General features: G+C 42.9%; 22 protein-coding genes. 7 read left to right on the top strand and 15 right to left on the bottom strand.

The features are described from left to right. Nucleotides 1–213: hypothetical protein (locus tag HT685_RS09985; RefSeq protein WP_205380496.1), on the top strand; the 213-nt coding region annotated here is incomplete at its 5' end. 224 nt (nucleotides 214–437) lie between these two features. On the opposite strand, the gene HT685_RS08425 is transcribed toward HT685_RS09985, so the two are convergent. Together HT685_RS08425 and HT685_RS10225 are read right to left on the bottom strand one after the other, a co-directional pair. Beyond that, nucleotides 438–1,982 (bottom strand): peptide chain release factor 3, encoded by a 1,545-nt coding sequence (locus HT685_RS08425; RefSeq protein WP_001025437.1) that lies wholly within the window; start codon nucleotides 1,980–1,982, stop codon nucleotides 438–440. Between the two features lie 298 nt (nucleotides 1,983–2,280). Beyond that, nucleotides 2,281–2,355: a hypothetical protein gene (locus HT685_RS10225; protein WP_232610068.1), complete on the bottom strand. Its 75-nt coding sequence runs from the start codon at nucleotides 2,353–2,355 to the stop codon at nucleotides 2,281–2,283. A gap of 293 nt (nucleotides 2,356–2,648) precedes the next feature. On the opposite strand from HT685_RS10225, the gene gatC reads away from it, so the two are divergent. From gatC to nusB, 6 genes are all read left to right on the top strand, one after another. Then, nucleotides 2,649–2,951 carry an Asp-tRNA(Asn)/Glu-tRNA(Gln) amidotransferase subunit GatC gene (gatC, locus tag HT685_RS08420; protein ID WP_000705419.1) on the top strand — a complete coding sequence of 101 codons (303 nt, stop codon included), beginning with the start codon at nucleotides 2,649–2,651 and terminating at the stop codon, nucleotides 2,949–2,951. Then, nucleotides 2,951–4,417: an Asp-tRNA(Asn)/Glu-tRNA(Gln) amidotransferase subunit GatA gene (gene gatA / locus HT685_RS08415; protein ID WP_173226352.1), complete on the top strand. Its 1,467-nt coding sequence runs from the start codon at nucleotides 2,951–2,953 to the stop codon at nucleotides 4,415–4,417. The genes gatC and gatA overlap by 1 nt, the downstream gene beginning before the upstream one ends. Then, complete coding sequence (gene gatB / locus HT685_RS08410; protein ID WP_173226350.1) at nucleotides 4,417–5,859, top strand: Asp-tRNA(Asn)/Glu-tRNA(Gln) amidotransferase subunit GatB; 1,443 nt, start codon at nucleotides 4,417–4,419, stop codon at nucleotides 5,857–5,859. The genes gatA and gatB overlap by 1 nt, the downstream gene beginning before the upstream one ends. Nucleotides 5,860–5,989: 130 nt before the next feature. Further along, nucleotides 5,990–6,550 carry an elongation factor P gene (efp, locus tag HT685_RS08405; protein ID WP_000568643.1) on the top strand — a complete coding sequence of 187 codons (561 nt, stop codon included), beginning with the start codon at nucleotides 5,990–5,992 and terminating at the stop codon, nucleotides 6,548–6,550. 21 nt (nucleotides 6,551–6,571) lie between these two features. Further along, the gene (locus HT685_RS08400; protein WP_050975866.1) at nucleotides 6,572–6,961 is read left to right on the top strand and encodes an Asp23/Gls24 family envelope stress response protein; all 390 of its coding nucleotides are present in this window, start codon (nucleotides 6,572–6,574) and stop codon (nucleotides 6,959–6,961) included. Beyond that, entirely contained in the window at nucleotides 6,954–7,379 is a 426-nt protein-coding gene (nusB, locus tag HT685_RS08395) for a transcription antitermination factor NusB (protein ID WP_173226348.1), read from the top strand. Before HT685_RS08400 ends, nusB begins: the two co-directional genes overlap by 8 nt. A gap of 232 nt (nucleotides 7,380–7,611) precedes the next feature. Here nusB and HT685_RS08390 read toward each other — a convergent pair whose 3' ends face one another. The 13 genes from HT685_RS08390 to HT685_RS08330 form a co-directional block, all read right to left on the bottom strand. Next, nucleotides 7,612–8,379 carry an acetyl-CoA carboxylase carboxyl transferase subunit alpha gene (locus HT685_RS08390; protein ID WP_173226346.1) on the bottom strand — a complete coding sequence of 256 codons (768 nt, stop codon included), beginning with the start codon at nucleotides 8,377–8,379 and terminating at the stop codon, nucleotides 7,612–7,614. Beyond that, nucleotides 8,376–9,242: an acetyl-CoA carboxylase, carboxyltransferase subunit beta gene (gene accD, locus HT685_RS08385; protein WP_173226344.1), complete on the bottom strand. Its 867-nt coding sequence runs from the start codon at nucleotides 9,240–9,242 to the stop codon at nucleotides 8,376–8,378. Before accD ends, HT685_RS08390 begins: the two co-directional genes overlap by 4 nt. A 36-nt stretch (nucleotides 9,243–9,278) precedes the next feature. Next, nucleotides 9,279–10,646 carry an acetyl-CoA carboxylase biotin carboxylase subunit gene (locus HT685_RS08380; RefSeq protein WP_173226342.1) on the bottom strand — a complete coding sequence of 456 codons (1,368 nt, stop codon included), beginning with the start codon at nucleotides 10,644–10,646 and terminating at the stop codon, nucleotides 9,279–9,281. Between the two features lie 11 nt (nucleotides 10,647–10,657). Continuing rightward, a complete protein-coding gene (fabZ, locus tag HT685_RS08375; RefSeq protein ID WP_000565515.1) occupies nucleotides 10,658–11,080 on the bottom strand; it encodes a 3-hydroxyacyl-ACP dehydratase FabZ in 423 nt (140 codons plus the stop codon). After that, nucleotides 11,077–11,562 carry an acetyl-CoA carboxylase biotin carboxyl carrier protein gene (gene accB / locus HT685_RS08370; RefSeq protein ID WP_173226339.1) on the bottom strand — a complete coding sequence of 162 codons (486 nt, stop codon included), beginning with the start codon at nucleotides 11,560–11,562 and terminating at the stop codon, nucleotides 11,077–11,079. Before accB ends, fabZ begins: the two co-directional genes overlap by 4 nt. A 2-nt stretch (nucleotides 11,563–11,564) precedes the next feature. After that, the gene (gene fabF / locus HT685_RS08365) at nucleotides 11,565–12,800 is read right to left on the bottom strand and encodes a beta-ketoacyl-ACP synthase II (RefSeq protein ID WP_173226337.1); all 1,236 of its coding nucleotides are present in this window, start codon (nucleotides 12,798–12,800) and stop codon (nucleotides 11,565–11,567) included. Nucleotides 12,801–12,821: 21 nt separating this feature from the next. Beyond that, a complete protein-coding gene (fabG, locus tag HT685_RS08360) occupies nucleotides 12,822–13,553 on the bottom strand; it encodes a 3-oxoacyl-[acyl-carrier-protein] reductase (RefSeq protein ID WP_173226335.1) in 732 nt (243 codons plus the stop codon). A gap of 40 nt (nucleotides 13,554–13,593) precedes the next feature. Continuing rightward, nucleotides 13,594–14,517 carry an ACP S-malonyltransferase gene (fabD, locus tag HT685_RS08355; protein WP_173226333.1) on the bottom strand — a complete coding sequence of 308 codons (924 nt, stop codon included), beginning with the start codon at nucleotides 14,515–14,517 and terminating at the stop codon, nucleotides 13,594–13,596. After that, complete coding sequence (gene fabK, locus HT685_RS08350; protein WP_173226331.1) at nucleotides 14,510–15,484, bottom strand: enoyl-[acyl-carrier-protein] reductase FabK; 975 nt, start codon at nucleotides 15,482–15,484, stop codon at nucleotides 14,510–14,512. The genes fabD and fabK overlap by 8 nt, the downstream gene beginning before the upstream one ends. Nucleotides 15,485–15,600: 116 nt before the next feature. Then, a complete protein-coding gene (locus HT685_RS08345) occupies nucleotides 15,601–15,825 on the bottom strand; it encodes an acyl carrier protein (protein WP_000257838.1) in 225 nt (74 codons plus the stop codon). 58 nt (nucleotides 15,826–15,883) lie between these two features. Further along, complete coding sequence (locus HT685_RS08340; RefSeq protein WP_173226329.1) at nucleotides 15,884–16,858, bottom strand: beta-ketoacyl-ACP synthase III; 975 nt, start codon at nucleotides 16,856–16,858, stop codon at nucleotides 15,884–15,886. Further along, a complete protein-coding gene (locus tag HT685_RS08335) occupies nucleotides 16,858–17,292 on the bottom strand; it encodes a MarR family transcriptional regulator (protein WP_173226327.1) in 435 nt (144 codons plus the stop codon). The genes HT685_RS08340 and HT685_RS08335 overlap by 1 nt, the downstream gene beginning before the upstream one ends. 93 nt (nucleotides 17,293–17,385) lie before the next feature. Continuing rightward, the gene (locus tag HT685_RS08330) at nucleotides 17,386–18,171 is read right to left on the bottom strand and encodes an enoyl-CoA hydratase (RefSeq protein ID WP_173226325.1); all 786 of its coding nucleotides are present in this window, start codon (nucleotides 18,169–18,171) and stop codon (nucleotides 17,386–17,388) included. Between the last annotated feature and the right edge of the window lie 4 nt (nucleotides 18,172–18,175).

Here is an 18,175-nt window from a genome sequence, read left to right as displayed (position 1 = left end):
CTGACTTCGTCAGTTCTATCCACAACCTCAAAACGGTGTTTTGAGCAGCCTGCTGCTAGATTCCTAGTTTACTCTTTGATTTTCATTGAGTATAAAAAAGAAAACTTCAGACCAATCACAAAAGGTGAATATCTGAAGTTTTCTTTTATTTGTGGCCCAAGAATGAGCATTCCTGGACTTCTCTTATTAGAATATTTAAATCAACCAATATAAAGGTTACCGATTGTTAGATTACGACACGGAGTTTGGCAAATCGATTCTAGTTGCCAAACGTAGTTAGTAAAGCAGTTAGCTAGGCCACTCACTACCAGTTACGACGGAAAGTTTTACGAATCGATATTATTCGTAAAACTTTACTAGTGGAGCGCCTAGCCAAGTTCCATAGAAACTTGGCGTTAGTTACTTAGATTGTTACACAATCAAGTAACTTTGGCGATCTACATTTTTTCTTCCAACTCTACGTCTGGATACTTGTCCGCAAACCAACGGAGGGCAAAGTCATTTTCAAAGAGGAAGACTGGTTGGTCAAAACGGTCTTTGGCCAAGATATTGCGACTTGATGACATCCGTTCATCCAAATCCTCAGGCTTGATCCAACGAACGGTCTTTTTACCCATTGGACTCATGACGACTTCCGCATTGTATTCGCCTTCCATACGGTGTTTGAAGACTTCAAACTGGAGTTGACCTACAGCTCCCAGCATGTACTCGCCTGTTTGGTAATTTTTATAAAGCTGAATGGCACCCTCTTGCACCAGTTGCTCAATCCCCTTGTGGAAGGATTTTTGCTTCATGACATTCTTAGCAGAAACTTTCATGAAAATTTCAGGGGTAAAGGTTGGCAGTGGTTCAAATTCAAATTTGTTTTTCCCAACTGTCAAGGTATCCCCAACCTGATAAGTACCGGTATCGTAAACCCCGATGATATCACCTGCCACGGCATTGGTCACATTCTCACGACTTTCCGCCATAAACTGAGTCACATTAGACAGTTTAGCCCCCTTACCAGTACGAGGCAAGTTGACACTCATGCCGCGCTCAAATTCACCTGATACGATACGGACAAAGGCGATACGGTCACGGTGACGAGGGTCCATGTTGGCTTGGATTTTAAAGACAAATCCTGAGAAGTCCTTATCGTAAGGATCCACAATTTCTCCATCTGTTTTCTTGTGCCCATGTGGTTCTGGAGCAAACTTAAGGAAGGTTTCAAGGAAGGTCTGCACACCAAAGTTTGTCAGGGCTGAACCGAAGAAAACAGGTGTTAATTCTCCAGCTAAAATAGCTTCCTCTGAGAACTCATTCCCAGCTTCATTTAAAAGTTCAATATCATCCTTGACTTGCTCGTAGAAAGGATTGCTACCAAAGAGTTTGTCCCCATCTTCTAGGCTAGCAAAACGCTCATCCCCTTTATAGAGCTCCAAGCGTTGGTTATAGAGGTCATACAAGCCTTCAAAGGCTTTCCCCATCCCGATTGGCCAGTTCATCGGATAGCTCGCAATGCCCAAGACTTCTTCCAACTCTTGCAAGAGGTCTAGTGGCTCACGTCCATCACGGTCCAACTTGTTCATAAAGGTAAAGACTGGAATACCACGATGTTTGACAACCTCAAACAATTTCTTGGTTTGAGCCTCGATACCCTTGGCAGAGTCCACCACCATGACCGCAGCATCCACCGCCATCAAGGTACGATAGGTATCTTCTGAGAAGTCCTCGTGTCCTGGCGTATCGAGGATATTCACACGCTTACCATCGTAGTCAAACTGCATAACAGATGAAGTAACGGAAATCCCACGTTGCTTCTCGATGTCCATCCAGTCAGACTTGGCAAAAGTCCCTGTTTTCTTTCCTTTAACCGTACCAGCCTCACGAATCTCGCCCCCAAAGTAGAGCAACTGCTCAGTAATGGTTGTTTTCCCCGCGTCCGGGTGAGAGATAATGGCAAAGGTACGACGTTTCTTAATTTCTTCTTGAATATTCATAAGTTCTCTTTCTTTGATTCTCTATTTTTCTTGTTTCGATATCTAAGAATGATTTTTACATTGGATTTTACCATTCCTTTCAACACTCCATTATATCGGATTTTAGCATTTTTTTCAATTTCTATTTTATGTCAGACACTGCTAAAGTAGAACAATTCCCCTTGCAATTTTTCAAATAAATGTTACAATAAATATAGAAAAAGGTGTTGCGACAACAACACCCCACAGAGCCGTTTAAGACGGTGGCTGTAATTACATAACTAAAAAATAGCTCGTTAACTCGCCAAAGTTAGGACGGCTATTTTTTTGTCTCTTTTACCAATTCAAGGATGAACTTTAGGAGCGTGATAACAAAGTTACCAGCTACAAACATGAGTGTCAAAGCCTCAAAAGGGGACAAATCTGGTTACTCCTTTCTACTAAGATTTTACAGGTTCTGCACATAAGCATCACCATCCTTTCGATTTCGTAACCACCGTCTTCACTTCTCTGTTAAACTATTGTACCATATATTTTCCCCTTTGAAATCCGCTTTTCAAATAAATCATCATCAAAATCCGTTCTCCATCCTATACCTGTCTTTTTTCACCTTTCCTTCCCTTATTTATAGGAAAATATGGTAAAATAGAACAGACTAAAAATCATCATTTCACGAAAGGATGCAAGATGAAAATTACGCAAGAAGAGGTAACACACGTTGCCAATCTTTCAAAATTAAGATTCTCTGAAGAAGAAACTGCTGCCTTTGCGACTACCTTGTCTAAGATTGTTGACATGGTTGAATTGCTGGGCGAAGTCGACACAACTGGTGTCGCACCTACTACGACCATGGCTGACCGCAAGACTGTACTCCGCCCTGATGTGGCTGAAGAAGGGACAGACCGTGATCGCTTGTTTAAAAACGTACCTGAAAAAGATAACTACTATATCAAGGTACCAGCTATCCTAGACGATGGAGGAGATGCCTAATGACTTTCAACAATAAAACAATTGAAGACTTGCACAATCTCCTTGTTTCTAAGGAAATTTCTGCAACAGAATTAACCCAAGCCACGCTTGAAGATATCAAGTCTCGCGAGACAGCTATCAACGCTTTTGTCACCATCGCTGAGGAGCAAGCTCTTGCTCAAGCCAAAGCCATTGATGAAGCTGGAATTGATGCTGATAATGTCCTTTCAGGAATTCCACTTGCTGTTAAGGATAATATCTCTACAGACGGAATTCTCACAACTGCTGCCTCAAAAATGCTCTACAACTATGAGCCAATCTTTGATGCGACTGCTGTTACCAATGCAAAAGCGAAAGGTATGATTGTCGTCGGAAAAACCAACATGGACGAATTTGCAATGGGTGGTTCAGGTGAAACTTCACACTATGGTGCGACTAAAAACGCTTGGGACCACAGCAAGGTTCCTGGTGGTTCATCAAGTGGTTCTGCCGCAGCTGTAGCTTCTGGACAAGTCCGCTTGTCACTTGGTTCTGATACGGGTGGCTCTATCCGCCAACCTGCTGCCTTCAACGGAATCGTTGGTCTCAAACCAACCTACGGAACAGTTTCACGTTTCGGTCTCATTGCCTTTGGTAGTTCATTAGACCAGATTGGACCTTTTGCTCCTACTGTTAAGGAAAATGCTCTCTTGCTCAACGCTATTGCCAGCGAAGATGCCAAAGACTCTACTTCTGCTCCTATCCGCATTGCCGACTTTACTTCAAAAATTGGCCAAGACATCAAGGGCATGAAAATCGCTTTGCCTAAGGAATACCTCGGTGAAGGAATTAACCCAGAAGTTAAAGAAACTATCATCAACGCAGCTAAACACTTTGAGAAACTTGGTGCTATCGTCGAAGAAGTCAGCCTGCCTCACTCTAAATACGGTGTTGCCGTTTACTACATCATCGCTTCATCAGAAGCTTCATCAAACTTGCAACGCTTTGACGGTATCCGTTACGGCTACCGCGCAGAGGATGCGACAAATCTTGATGAAATCTATGTAAACAGCCGTAGCCAAGGTTTTGGTGAAGAGGTGAAACGCCGTATCATGCTAGGTACTTTCAGCCTTTCATCAGGTTACTACGATGCTTACTACAAGAAGGCTGGTCAGGTTCGTACCCTTATCATTCAAGATTTCGAAAAAGTCTTTGCAGATTATGACTTGATTTTGGGGCCAACTGCACCAAGTGTTGCCTATGACTTGGATTCTCTCAACCACGACCCAGTTGCCATGTACTTGGCTGACCTCTTGACCATACCTGTAAACTTAGCTGGTCTCCCAGGAATTTCGATTCCTGCTGGATTCTCTCAAGGTCTACCTGTCGGTCTGCAATTGATTGGTCCTAAGTACTCTGAGGAAACCATTTACCAAGCTGCTGCTGCCTTTGAAGCAACAACAGACTACCACAAACAACAACCCATGATTTTTGGAGGTGATAACTAATGAACTTTGAAACAGTCATTGGACTTGAAGTCCACGTAGAGCTCAACACCAATTCAAAAATCTTCTCACCTACTTCTGCCCACTTTGGAAATGACCAAAATGCCAACACTAACGTGATTGACTGGTCTTTCCCAGGAGTTCTGCCAGTTCTCAATAAAGGTGTTGTCGACGCCGGTATCAAGGCAGCTCTTGCCCTCAACATGGACATCCACAAAAAGATGCACTTTGACCGCAAGAACTACTTCTACCCTGATAATCCTAAAGCCTACCAAATTTCTCAGTTTGATGAACCAATCGGTTATAAGGGCTGGATTGAAGTTGAGCTAGAAGACGGTACCACCAAGAAAATCGGTATCGAACGCGCCCACTTAGAGGAAGACGCTGGTAAAAACACCCACGGTACAGATGGTTACTCTTATGTTGACCTCAACCGCCAAGGTGTGCCCTTGATTGAGATTGTATCTGAAGCCGATATGCGTTCGCCAGAAGAAGCCTACGCTTATCTGACAGCCCTCAAGGAAGTTATCCAGTACGCTGGCATTTCTGACGTTAAGATGGAAGAAGGTTCTATGCGTGTGGATGCCAACATCTCCCTTCGTCCGTATGGTCAAGAGAAATTCGGTACCAAGACAGAGTTGAAGAACCTCAACTCCTTCTCAAATGTTCGTAAAGGTCTTGAATACGAAGTCCAACGCCAAGCCGAAATCCTACGCTCAGGTGGTCAAATCCGTCAAGAAACACGCCGTTACGATGAAGCTAACAAGGCAACTATCCTCATGCGTGTCAAAGAAGGCGCTGCTGACTACCGCTACTTCCCAGAACCAGACCTACCACTCTTTGAAATCTCAGACGAGTGGATTGAGAAAATGCGGACTGAATTGCCAGAATTTCCAAAAGAACGCCGTGCTCGCTACGTATCTGACCTTGGCTTGTCAGACTACGATGCTAGTCAGCTGACTGCCAATAAAGTCACTTCTGATTTCTTTGAAAAAGCTGTCGCCCTAGGTGGTGATGCCAAACAAGTCTCTAACTGGCTCCAAGGTGAAGTTGCTCAGTTCTTGAACGCCGAAGGCAAGACACTAGAACAAATCGAATTGACACCAGAAAACTTAGTAGAAATGATTGCCATCATCGAAGACGGCACGATCTCTTCTAAGATTGCCAAGAAAGTCTTTGTCCACCTAGCTAAAAATGGCGGTGGTGCGCGTGAATACGTTGAAAAAGCAGGTATGGTTCAAATTTCAGATCCAGATGTCCTGATTCCAATCATTCATCAAGTCTTCGCAGATAATGAAGCAGCCGTTGCCGACTTCAAGTCAGGAAAACGCAATGCAGACAAGGCCTTCACAGGATTCCTTATGAAAGCAACCAAAGGCCAAGCCAACCCACAAGTTGCCCTTAAACTACTTGCCCAAGAATTGGCGAAGTTGAAAGAAGATTAATATGTAAAAGAAACCAGCCCTGAGGTTGGTTTTTTCGCTCCTACCATGTCCCAATAACTATTTTGGCTTTATTTCCAGAAGATTTTATGGTAAAATGAAGAGTAATAATATTTATTAAAGAGGTAAAAACATGATTGAAGCAAGCAAATTGAAAGCTGGTATGACATTTGAAACTGCAGACGGAAAATTGATCCGCGTTTTGGAAGCTAGCCACCACAAACCAGGTAAAGGGAACACAATCATGCGTATGAAATTACGTGATGTCCGTACTGGTTCTACTTTTGATACAAGCTACCGTCCAGAAGAAAAATTCGAACAAGCTATTATCGAGACTGTTCCAGCTCAATACTTGTACAAAATGGATGAAACTGCCTACTTCATGAACACTGAAACTTACGACCAATACGAAATCCCAGTCGTAAACGTTGAAAATGAATTGCTTTACATCCTTGAAAACTCTGATGTGAAAATCCAATTCTACGGAACTGAAGTGATCGGTGTAACTGTACCAACTACTGTTGAATTGACAGTCGCTGAAACACAACCATCTATCAAAGGTGCTACTGTTACAGGTTCTGGTAAACCAGCGACTATGGAAACTGGACTTGTTGTCAACGTTCCTGACTTCATCGAAGCTGGACAAAAATTGATCATCAACACTGCAGAAGGAACTTACGTTTCTCGTGCCTAATCTCTAGAAAGAGGTCATTCTATGGGAATTGAAGAACAATTTGGCGAAATCGTTATCGCTCCACGTGTACTTGAAAAAATCATTGCCATCGCAACTGCTAAAGTTGATGGTGTCCACTCATTTTCAAATAAATCCGTATCTGACACCCTATCAAAACTCTCTCTTGGTCGTGGCGTCTACTTAAAAGAAAGCAACGAAGAGCTAACTGCTGACATCTATCTCTACCTTGAGTACGGTGTGAAAGTACCTAAAGTTGCTATGGCTATCCAAAAAGCTGTTAAGGACGCTGTTCGTAATATGGCTGATGTGGAACTTTCTATTGTCAATATTCACGTTGCGGGAATCGTTCCGGATAAAACTCCGAAACCAGAGTTGAAAGATCTGTTTGACGAGGACTTCCTCAATGACTAGTCCACTATTAGAATCCAGACGCGAACTTCGTAAATGCGCTTTTCAAGCTCTCATGAGCCTTGAATTCGACACAGATATGGAAACAGCTTGTCGCTTTGCCTACACGCATGACCGTGAAGATGCAGATGTGCAAATCCCTGCCTTTCTTCTGAACTTGGTTTCTGGCGTTCAAGCTCAAAAAGACGAGTTGGATAAACAAATCAACCAGCACCTCAAGTCAGGCTGGACAGTTGAACGCTTGACCTTGGTCGAAAAAAACTTACTACGCTTAGGAATCTTTGAAATCACATCATTTGATACACCTCAGCTGGTAGCAGTCAATGAAGCCATTGAACTCGCTAAGAATTTTTCAGATCAAAAATCAGCCCGTTTTATCAATGGACTGCTTAGTCAATTTGTAACTGAAGAAAATGAATAATCAAAAAGGTGTTTGGTCTTCCAGGCACCTTTTGACTTTCCCCTCTGCACAGAGTAATACTCTTCGAAAATCTCTTCAAACCGCGTCAACGTCGCCTTGTCGTATAGATGTTACTGACTTCGTCAGNNTGTTTTGAGCAGCCTGCAGCTAGTTTCCTAGTTTGCTCTTTGATTTTCATTGAGTATAAGAAGCACATAAAAACTAGAACTGACTGCCAGTTCTAGTTTTTATATTAGTATTTTCTAAATCGTTGATAGCGTTCTTCCAACAACTCTTCTAACGATTTTTGTGAAAGTAGGGCTAGCTCAGCTTGGAGTTCTTTTTTAACATTCTTAATCAGTTCTTTACTAGAAAGTCCTGCTTCAGAAATCACTTTATCCACCACGTCCATTTCTAACAACTCGTGTGAAGTGATTTTCATCAACTCTGCTGCTTCCATGGCACGACTGCCATCCTTCCATAGAATAGAAGCAAAACCTTCTGGACTGAGAATGGCATAGATAGAATTTTCCAGCATCCAAACACGGTCTGCGACTGCTAGAGCCAGAGCCCCTCCTGAACCACCTTCACCAATAATGATAGCGATAATCGGAACTTTCAGGTCACTCATTTCCATGAGATTGCGAGCAATAGCTTCCCCCTGTCCACGTTCTTCCGCTCCGACACCAGGATAGGCACCTGCTGTATTGATAAAGGTCACCACTGGACGGCCAAATTTTTCAGCTTGTTTCATCAACCGTAGAGCCTTGCGGTAGCCTTCTGGATGCGGTTGCCCAAAATTCCGCTTGAGGTTATCTTGTAAACTCTTGCCTTTTTGGATACCAACCACTGTTACAGCTTGGTCTCCAAGCCATCCGATACCACCAACAACTGCACCATCGTCACGAAAAGAACGGTCACCGTGTAATTGGATAAATTCATCAAAAATGCCTGTCGCAAAGTCCAAGGTTGTCAAGCGACTCTGCTCACGCGCTTCTCTGACTATTTTTGCAATATTCATCTAGGACTCCTTCCATGCAATCTGACTAGGCTTGCAATCGTATCTGGCAAGTCTCTTCTTTTAACGATAGCATCCACAAATCCATGCTCCAATAGGAATTCTGCCTTTTGGAAATCCTCAGGCAAGCTTTCACGAACCGTATTTTCAATCACACGACGCCCAGCAAAACCAACCAAGCTCTGTGGTTCAGCTAGAATGATATCACCTTCCATAGCGAAAGAAGCTGTCACACCACCTGTCGTTGGATCTGTTAAAATGGTCAGGTAAAAAAGACCTGCATTTGAATGGCGTTTAACTGCTGCAGAAATCTTGGCCATCTGCATGAGACTCATGATTCCTTCCTGCATACGGGCTCCACCAGAGGCTGTGAAGAGAACAACTGGCAATTTTTCGACAGTCGCATACTCAAACAAACGAGTGATTTTTTCACCTACAACCGTACCCATAGAAGCCATGATAAAGTTGGAATCCATAATCCCAAGAGCCACAGTCTGACCTTTAATAAGAGCAGTTCCTGTCACAACAGCTTCGTCCAGACCTGTTTTTTCACGCATAGATGCCAGTTTCTTTTGGTAACCAGGGAAATGCAAGGGATCCTTGCTTTCAATCCCTGTAAACAATTCCTTGAAAGTTCCCATATCAATTGTCAAAGCCAAGCGTTCTTGGGCAGAAATACGAAAGGTATAGCTACATTGTGGACAGATACGCTCACTTCCCAGATCTTTCTGATAGATGGTATGCTTACAACCCGGACACTTAGAAAATAATTCATCTGGAACCTCTGGCTTAGCTTGAGGTTTTTCCCTAACCGAACGATTGGGATTGATTCGAATATACTTATCTTTTTTACTAAATAGAGCCATTGATTCCCCTTTTCGGTTTAAACTCTTGAAGTCATTTTATTCTTTTTCTTGATATTTAGGTAAGAAGGTTTCCATTAAGAAGGAAGTATCGTAATCTCCAGCAATGACATTGCGATCTGAAATAAGGTCAAGCTGGAAATCAGCATTGGTCTGCACCCCTTCAATCTCTAATTCATAGAGGGCACGTTGCATTTTCATCAAGGCATCAAAACGATTTTCACCATGAACGATGATTTTAGCAATCATACTATCATAATAGGGTGGTATGGTATAGCCTGGATAAACTGCTGAATCCACGCGCAAGCCAACTCCACCACTTGGCAGATAGAGATTGGTAATCTTACCTGGACTTGGAGCAAAGTTAAAGGCTGGGTTTTCTGCATTGATCCGACACTCGATGGCATGACCGCGTAGGACAATATCTTCTTGCTTAACAGACAAAGGCTGACCTGTCGCAATGCGAATCTGTTCCTTAACGATATCCACACCTGAAACAAATTCTGTTACTGGATGTTCTACTTGTACACGAGTATTCATTTCCATGAAGTAGAAGTTGCTACTGGCTTCATCAAGCAGAAATTCAATGGTCCCTGCATTCTCATAGCCAACAGACTCTGCAGCTCGAACAGCAGCAGCACCGATTTCATGGCGTAGCGTTTTCCCGATTGCAATCGAAGGACTTTCTTCCAAAACCTTTTGGTTATTCCGTTGAAGAGAACAATCCCGTTCCCCCAAGTGAATCACATTTCCGTGTTCGTCTCCTAGGATTTGAACCTCAATGTGACGAGCTGGATAGATAACTCGTTCTATATACATGGCACCATTGCCATAATTGGCCTTGGCCTCACTAGAGGCAGTTTCAAAGGCTGATACGAGGTCTTCTGGTTTTTCAACCTTACGAATCCCTTTACCACCTCCACCTGCTGAAGCCTTAAGCATAACAGGATAGCCAATTTTTTCAGCAACAGTCAAAGCTTCTTCAGAGTTATGCACTTCTCCATCCGAACCTGGAATGACTGGCACGCCTGCTTTAATCATCTGAGCACGCGCATTGATCTTATCCCCCATCATATCCATAACATGACCAGATGGGCCGATAAACTTGATACCAACTTCTTCACACATGGTTGCAAATTTGGAATTTTCACTGAGAAATCCAAAACCTGGGTGAATGGCTTCTGCCTCAGTCAAGACTGCAGCTGATAGAACCGCATTGATATTGAGATAAGACTCTGTTGCCTTGCCAGGGCCGATACAAACCGCTTCATCTGCCAAAAGCGTATGAAGGGCTTCCTTATCAGCAGTTGAATAAACCGCCACCGTCGCAATCCCCAATTCACGCGCCGCACGGATAATCCGAACCGCAATTTCACCACGATTGGCAATTAAAATTTTTCGAAACATGGAGAACCTCCTTAGTTCCCTATTGCAAAGGTAAGAGTACCACTAGCTGCAAGCTTGCCATCCACTTCAGCCTTTGCTTCAACCACAGCAATGGTACCGCGACGTTTTACAAACGTTGCCGTCATAACTAATTGGTCGCCTGGTACAACTTGCTTCTTGAACTTAACCTTGTCCATACCAGCGTAAAAGACCAGTTTCCCCTTATTTTCAGGTTTTGACAACTCCAAAACACCAGCTGTTTGCGCCAAGGCTTCCATAATCAGAACACCTGGCATAACTGGGTATTGAGGAAAATGGCCGTTAAAGAAGGGCTCATTGATGGTCACATTTTTGATGGCAACAATGGTGTCCTCGCTCACTTCCAAGACACGGTCCACTAGGAGCATAGGATAACGGTGGGGAAGGGCTTCTTTGATTCCTTGAATATCGATCATTTGATTCGTACCAATCCTTTACCAAACTCAACCATTTCTTCGTTAGAAACGAGAATTTCTGTTACCACACCATCCTTAGGTGCAGGAATTTCATTCATGACTTTCATGGCTTCGATAATTACCAATGTTTGACCTTTTTTAACACTATCACCAACTGTTACAAAGGCAGGTTTATCTGGACCAGCAGCCAAGTAAGCTACCCCAACAAGTGGGCTCTCTACAAGATCTCCCTCAGCAGCCACATTTGTTTCAGCTGGCGCCGAAGTTGCTTCCACTACAGTTTCTTCTGGAGCAGATGTAGGTGCCACTGGACTCGGTGTTGCTAGAACGGGTGCTGGAGCAACTTGAGATGCAGCTTCAGACACCAGTCTCGCTTCATTCTTGCTAAACTGCAACTCATCCGTCCCATTTTTATAAGAAAATTCTCTCAAACTTGATTGGTCAAATTGGGCCATCAAGTCTTTAATATCGTTTAAATTCATACTTATTCATTCTCCCAACGTTTGAAAGCAAGAACTGCATTGTGGCCACCAAAACCAAAAGTATTTGAAATAGCGTATGGAATTTCTTGCTCCAAGCCTTGTCCATAAACGACATTGGCTTCGATATAATCTGATACTTCACTTGTTCCAGCTGTCATTGGTACAAAGTTATGACGCATAGCCTCGATGGTGACAATAGCTTCTACTGCACCTGCAGCACCCAGCAAATGTCCTGTGAAAGACTTGGTTGATGATACAGGCACTTCCTTACCAAGAACAGCTACGATCGCACCACTTTCTCCTTTTTCATTAGCAGGAGTTGACGTTCCGTGAGCATTGACATAGGCTACTTGCTCTGGAGAAATCTCAGCTTCTTCCAAGGCTAGTTTGATGGCCTTGATAGCTCCCTGACCTTCTGGATGTGGTGAAGTCATGTGGTAGGCATCACAAGTATTTCCGTAACCAACCACTTCAGCAAGGATAGTAGCCCCACGTTTTTCCGCGTGTTCAAGACTTTCAAGAACCAACATCCCTGAACCTTCTCCCATGACAAAACCATTTCTGTCCTTATCAAATGGGATAGAAGCACGAGCTGGATCCTCTGTAGTAGAGAGAGCTGTCAAGGCTTGGAAACCAGCAATAGCAAAAGGTGTAATAGAAGCTTCTGAACCACCTACCAACATAACATCTTGGAAACCAAATTTAATTGAGCGGAAGGCATCCCCAATCGCATCATTTGATGAAGCGCAGGCAGTATTGATGGATTTACAAACACCGTTTGCTCCAAAACGCATAGCAACATTTCCTGAAGCCATATTTGGCAAGGCTTTTGGAAGGGTCAATGGTTTCACACGTTTTGGTCCTTTTTCGTTGAGACGAAGCACTTGATCTTCAATTTCCTTGATTCCACCAATACCAGAGGCCACAATAACACCAAAACGATCCTTGTCAAGAGTCTCTACATCAAGACCTGCATGATTAACAGCCTCTTGAGCTGCATACAAGGCATATAAAGAATAGTTATCAAAACGGTTGGTATCTTTTTTTACAAAGTATTTATCAAAAGGAAAATCTTGGATTTCTGCCGCATTATGCACATCAAAGTCACTGTGATCAAATTTTGTTATTTGACCAATTCCGATTTTTCCAGTTGTCAAACTATTCCAAAATTCTTCTGGTGTATTTCCGATTGGAGATGTCACTCCATAACCTGTTACTACTACACGATTTAGTTTCATCTTTTTTACCTCTAGCTTCTGCTACATACTGAGGCCGCCATCAATGGCAACCACTTGACCAGTTAGATAATCTTGGCCTGCTAAAAATACTGTCAAATCTGCAACCTGTCCTGCCTGCCCAAATGCTTTCATAGGAATTTGCGCCAGCATGGCATCTTTTACCTTGTCTGATAGAACAGCTGTCATATCGGACTCAATCATTCCAGGTGCGATAGCATTAACCCTGATATTGCGATTGGCCACTTCACGCGCCACAGACTTGGTAAAACCAATCAAACCAGCCTTAGAAGCAGCATAGTTAGCTTGACCAATATTTCCCATCAAACCAACAACACTAGACATATTAATGATAGCACCTTCTCTGGCTTTCATCATCGGTTTCAAGACTGATTGTGTCATGTTAAAGGCACCAGTCAGATTCACTTTAAGCACTTTTTCAAAATCCGATTCTGTCATCTTGAGCATCAGGGTATCTTGGGTAATTCCTGCATTGTTGATCAAAACGTCTACTGAACCCAGCTCTGCAATAGCTTGCTCAACCATACGCTTAGCGTCTGCAAAATCTGATACATCTCCTGAAATGGGAACCACCTTGACACCGTAGTCTGAAAACTCAGCGAGCAATTCTTCTGAAATTGCACCACGACTGTTTAAGACAATGTTGGCTCCTGCTTGAGCAAACTTGTGGGCAATGGCAAGACCAATCCCACGACTCGAACCTGTAATAAAGATATTTTTATTTTTTAGTTGCATTCTTTTCTCCTGTTTCCTCTTATATTTGTGGGAGAAGGGATTACTCGTTTTCTAGCAAGGCTTCCAAACTCGCCTGTTCTTCAACATTAGCTAGTTTAGCCGTTTTATCAATTTTTTTGACAAAGCCTGACAAGACTTTCCCCGGTCCAATCTCGATAAAGTTGGTTACTCCTGCTTCTTGCATAACTGCAATACTTTCATAAAAACGAACTGGTTCCTTGACCTGACGCGTCAAGAGTTGAGCAATGTCTTCTTTTTTCATAACTGTAGCTTCTGTATTGCCGACTAGGAGACAAGTGAAATCTGAAAAACTTACCTGAGCTAGAGTTTCAGCTAGTTTCTGACTAGCAGGCTCAAGGAGAGCGGTATGAAAGGGACCTGAAACCTTGAGAGGAATCAAGCGTTTGGCACCTGCTTCCTGCAAGAGTTCAACAGCTCGGTCAACTGCAACCACTTCTCCACCAATCACAATTTGTGCAGGTGTATTATAGTTGGCTGGGGTAACCACTCCAAGTTCAGAAGCTTTTTGACAGGCTTCTTCAATGACCTCTACTGGTGTATTGAGAACAGCCACCATCTTGCCAGAGCCAGCAGGAGCCGCTTCTTCCATGAATGCTCCACGCTTAGCGACCAAGGATACCGCATCTTCAAAATCCAAGGCGCCACTGGCCACCAAGGCAGAATATTCTCCAAGGGACAAACCAGCAACCATATCAGGCTGATAGCCCTTTTCTTGCAATAAACGGTAGATAGCAACCGAAGTCGCTAGAATAGCTGGTTGCGTATAGCGGGTCTGATTGAGTTTTTCTTCTTCTGTATCGATGAGATGACGCAAATCATAACCAAGAACCTGACTGGCTTGATCAATCGTTTCTTTGACAATCGGATACTGATCATAGAGATCCCGTCCCATCCCTAGATACTGGGCACCTTGACCAGCAAATAAAAAGGCTGTTTTAGTCATTTCTTACAACTCCTGCCCAACGAGAGGCTTCTTCTTGAATTTTCTTAGCTGCTCCATAGTACAAATCTTTTAGGATTTCTTCAACGGTTTCTTCTTTGGAAACAAGGCCTGCGATTTGACCTGCCATAACAGATCCACCATCCACATCACCGTGAACAACTGCTTTGGCTAGGGCACCTGCTCCCATTTGTTCAAAAATTTCTAAATCAGGATTTTCTTGTTTAAAGGCATCTTTTTCAGCTTTTTCAAAATCACGAGTCAACTGATTTTTAATTGCACGAACAGCATGTCCAAAGTGTTGAGCTGAAATCGTAGTATCAATATCTCTAGCTTTTAAAATCTTGGCCTTGTAATTTGGATGGGCATTAGACTCTTTTGCAACGACAAAACGAGTTCCAACCTGAACAGCCTCTGCACCTAGCATAAAGCCAGCTGCAGCACCTTCACCATCCGCAATCCCTCCTGCCGCAATAACAGGAATAGATACAGCTGTGGCTACCTGTCGCACCAAGGTCATGGTTGTTAATTTGCCAATGTGTCCCCCAGCTTCCATTCCTTCTGCAATAACAGCGTCCGCACCGATTTTTTCCATTCGTTTAGCTAGGGCAACACTTGGTACAACAGGAATGACTGTGATCCCGGCTTCATGGAAACGTTCCATGTATTTACCAGGATTTCCTGCGCCTGTTGTCACTACCTTAACACCTTCCTCGATAACAAGGTCTACAATATCTTCCACAAAGGGAGACAAGAGCATGATGTTGACACCAAAGGGTTTATCCGTTAACGATTTAATCTTGTCAATATTTGCCTTGACGACTTCTTTCGGGGCATTTCCCCCACCAATAATCCCTAGTCCTCCAGCCTTGGAAACAGCCCCTGCCAAATCACCATCAGCAACCCAGGCCATTCCTCCTTGGAAAATAGGATACTCAATGTTCAATAATTCTGTAATACGCGTTTTCATAGTGCCTCCATCGTTTCTTGCTTACGTAATAGTTCGATACCGTCATAATTTGACAATCAAACTATTGCCTAAACAAGAGGGAGCGGGTTTCCCTACTCCTTCTATTCATATTCTGCTTATTTTGTTTGCTCTTCAACGTAGGCAACCAAGTCACCAACTGTTTTCAAGTCATCTTCTGCTTCGATTTGGATATCAAAAGCATCTTCGATTTCTGAGATTACTTGGAACAAGTCCAATGAATCTGCGTCCAAATCATCAAAAGTTGATTCAAGTGTTACTTCTGATGCGTCTTTTCCAAGTTCTTCAACGATAATTTCTTGTACTTTTTCAAATACTGCCATGATAGGACTCCTTTAAAATAAATAGTTTTTTATAACAATGTGTTCACCACATGATTACCTAAATTGTAAGAATGAGTGTGCCCCAGGTCAAGCCTCCACCGAAGCCTGATAGCAGAACAGTCTGGCTACCATCTAAAGGGATGAGACCTTGTTCTACACACTCTGAAAGTAAAATCGGGATACTGGCTGCACTGGTATTGCCATATTCCATCATATTGGCTGGAAGTTTGGCTCGGTCAACACCAATTTTTCTAGCCATCTTATCCAAAATACGGAGATTAGCCTGATGCAGTAGCAGATAATCCAAGTCTGTCGCCTCTATAGGAGATTCATCAATAGTCTGCTTGATAGACTTGGCTACATCTCGAATGGCAAAATCAAAGACTGCGCGTCCATCCATCTTCAAAAATGAATCTGCATTTTCTTGATCTGAAAATGGAGAATGCAGGCCTGAATGTCCATAAGTTAGACACTCGCTTCGTGAACCATCGCTATTGAGACTCTCCGCTAGGAAATGTTGCTTATCGCTAGCTTCTAACAAGACGCCACCAGCACCATCTCCAAACAAAACAGCTGTTGATCGGTCCGACCAATCGACTGCCTTAGAGAGGGTTTCACTACCAATCACCAAGCCTTTTTGAAAGCGACCAGAAGCGATAAACTTTTCAGCAGTTGAAAGAGCAAATACAAATCCACTGCAAGCTGCTGTTAGGTCAAAAGCAAAGGCCTTATTAGCACCAATATTAGCTTGAACACGAGCAGCTGTAGAGGGCATCATCGAATCTGGAGTGATGGTAGCTAGGATAATGAAATCCAACTCCTCCCCTGTGATTCCAGCTTTTGCCATCAGTTTCTTGGCAACTTCTGTAGCCAAATCACTAGTAGATTCTGTTCTTGAAATATGCCTTTGTCGTATTCCCGTCCGACTTGAAATCCACTCATCATTGGTATCCATAATCTGAGCCAAATCATGATTTGTAACCACTTGCTCTGGCACATAATGAGCAACCTGGCTTATTTTTGCAAAAGCCATTATCTCAAATCCTCCAAAAATTGATAAAGATTGGTCAAACCTTTGCTCATAACCTCAATTTCTTGCTTACTCATACCATCAATGATTTTTTCAACCATGGCCTTGTGGAAACGTTTATGTAGCCTATGAACCAAGCGACCTTTCTTTGTCAAATGCAGATGTACCACACGACGATCATGTTCTGAACGAATGCGTTCAATGTAACCCTTGCGTTCGAGATTATTCAAACTAGTCGTAACGGTCCCAAGAGTCACCATCAACTCTTTTGACACTTTACTTGGTGTCACGTCTGGGAATTTCCCAATCACATCAATCGTATGCATTTCTTTGATGGAGATATCCTTGAAACGACTACCCCTCAAGCTCACTTCCTCAATGACAAGGACATTGTTAAATATAGATGTTAAATATTCATTAATTCGTTGGTAGTCCAATCTTTCTTTCCCTCCTTCTCAAAAAAACTTTTACAATCAAAACATTTGACAAGAGAATTATATCAAAGTTCAAAGAATGATGCAAGTATTTTTTTATTTTCCTGTAAATTTAGGTCTTCTTCTCTCAGAATGGGCCCGCACTCCTTCTTTGAAATCCTCTGTTTGAGCTAAGGATTCCTGTAGGTTCAGTTCTAAAGTAGCGTAATCCTGCCAGTCTTTAAATTGGCTCTCCCAAACCAACTTTTTAATGGCTGCATAGGAATTACTTGAACCACGTCTTAATTTTTTAAGAAGCTGTTCTCTCGTCTTTTCAAATTTTTCAGCTTCAGAAACGCGGTAAACCAGTCCCCATTCTAGGGCTTTTTCTGCGGTTAAAGCCTCTCCTGTCATGGCTAATTGAGTTGCACGCGTCACACCGATACTGCGGCTCAAGAGATGAATTCCTCCTGCATCTGGAGCCAAGCCGACGCCAACAAAGGCTTGGATAAATTTAGCCTTATCCGTTGCAAGACAGAAATCTGCCGCAACAGCCATATTGGCTGCGGCACCTGCAACAGCACCGTCAACTTCCATTAAAATAGGTTTGGCTATTTGCTTGATTTTATAGGAAATCGTATTGACCAACTCTGCGATTTTTGTCAATGATGGAATATCATCCTCATCCACTGCCCGCTTCATCTCTACCAAATCTCCCCCAACTGAAAAGACTTTGCCATTGGCATTGATTAAGATAAAATGCACAGCCGGATCCTCTTCTGCCAAAGTCAGGGCTTCTAAAATCTCCTCACACATGGAAATATGAAAGCCATTTGCAACCTCAGGACGGTTCAAGGTAAGGATTGCCAAATCCTCTTCAAGTTGATAAATAATATGTTCCATCTGG

Source organism: Streptococcus sp. 5004, assembly GCF_013276755.1.
GTDB lineage: Bacteria > Bacillota > Bacilli > Lactobacillales > Streptococcaceae > Streptococcus.
This window is presented reverse-complemented; position numbering and strand designations above follow the sequence as displayed.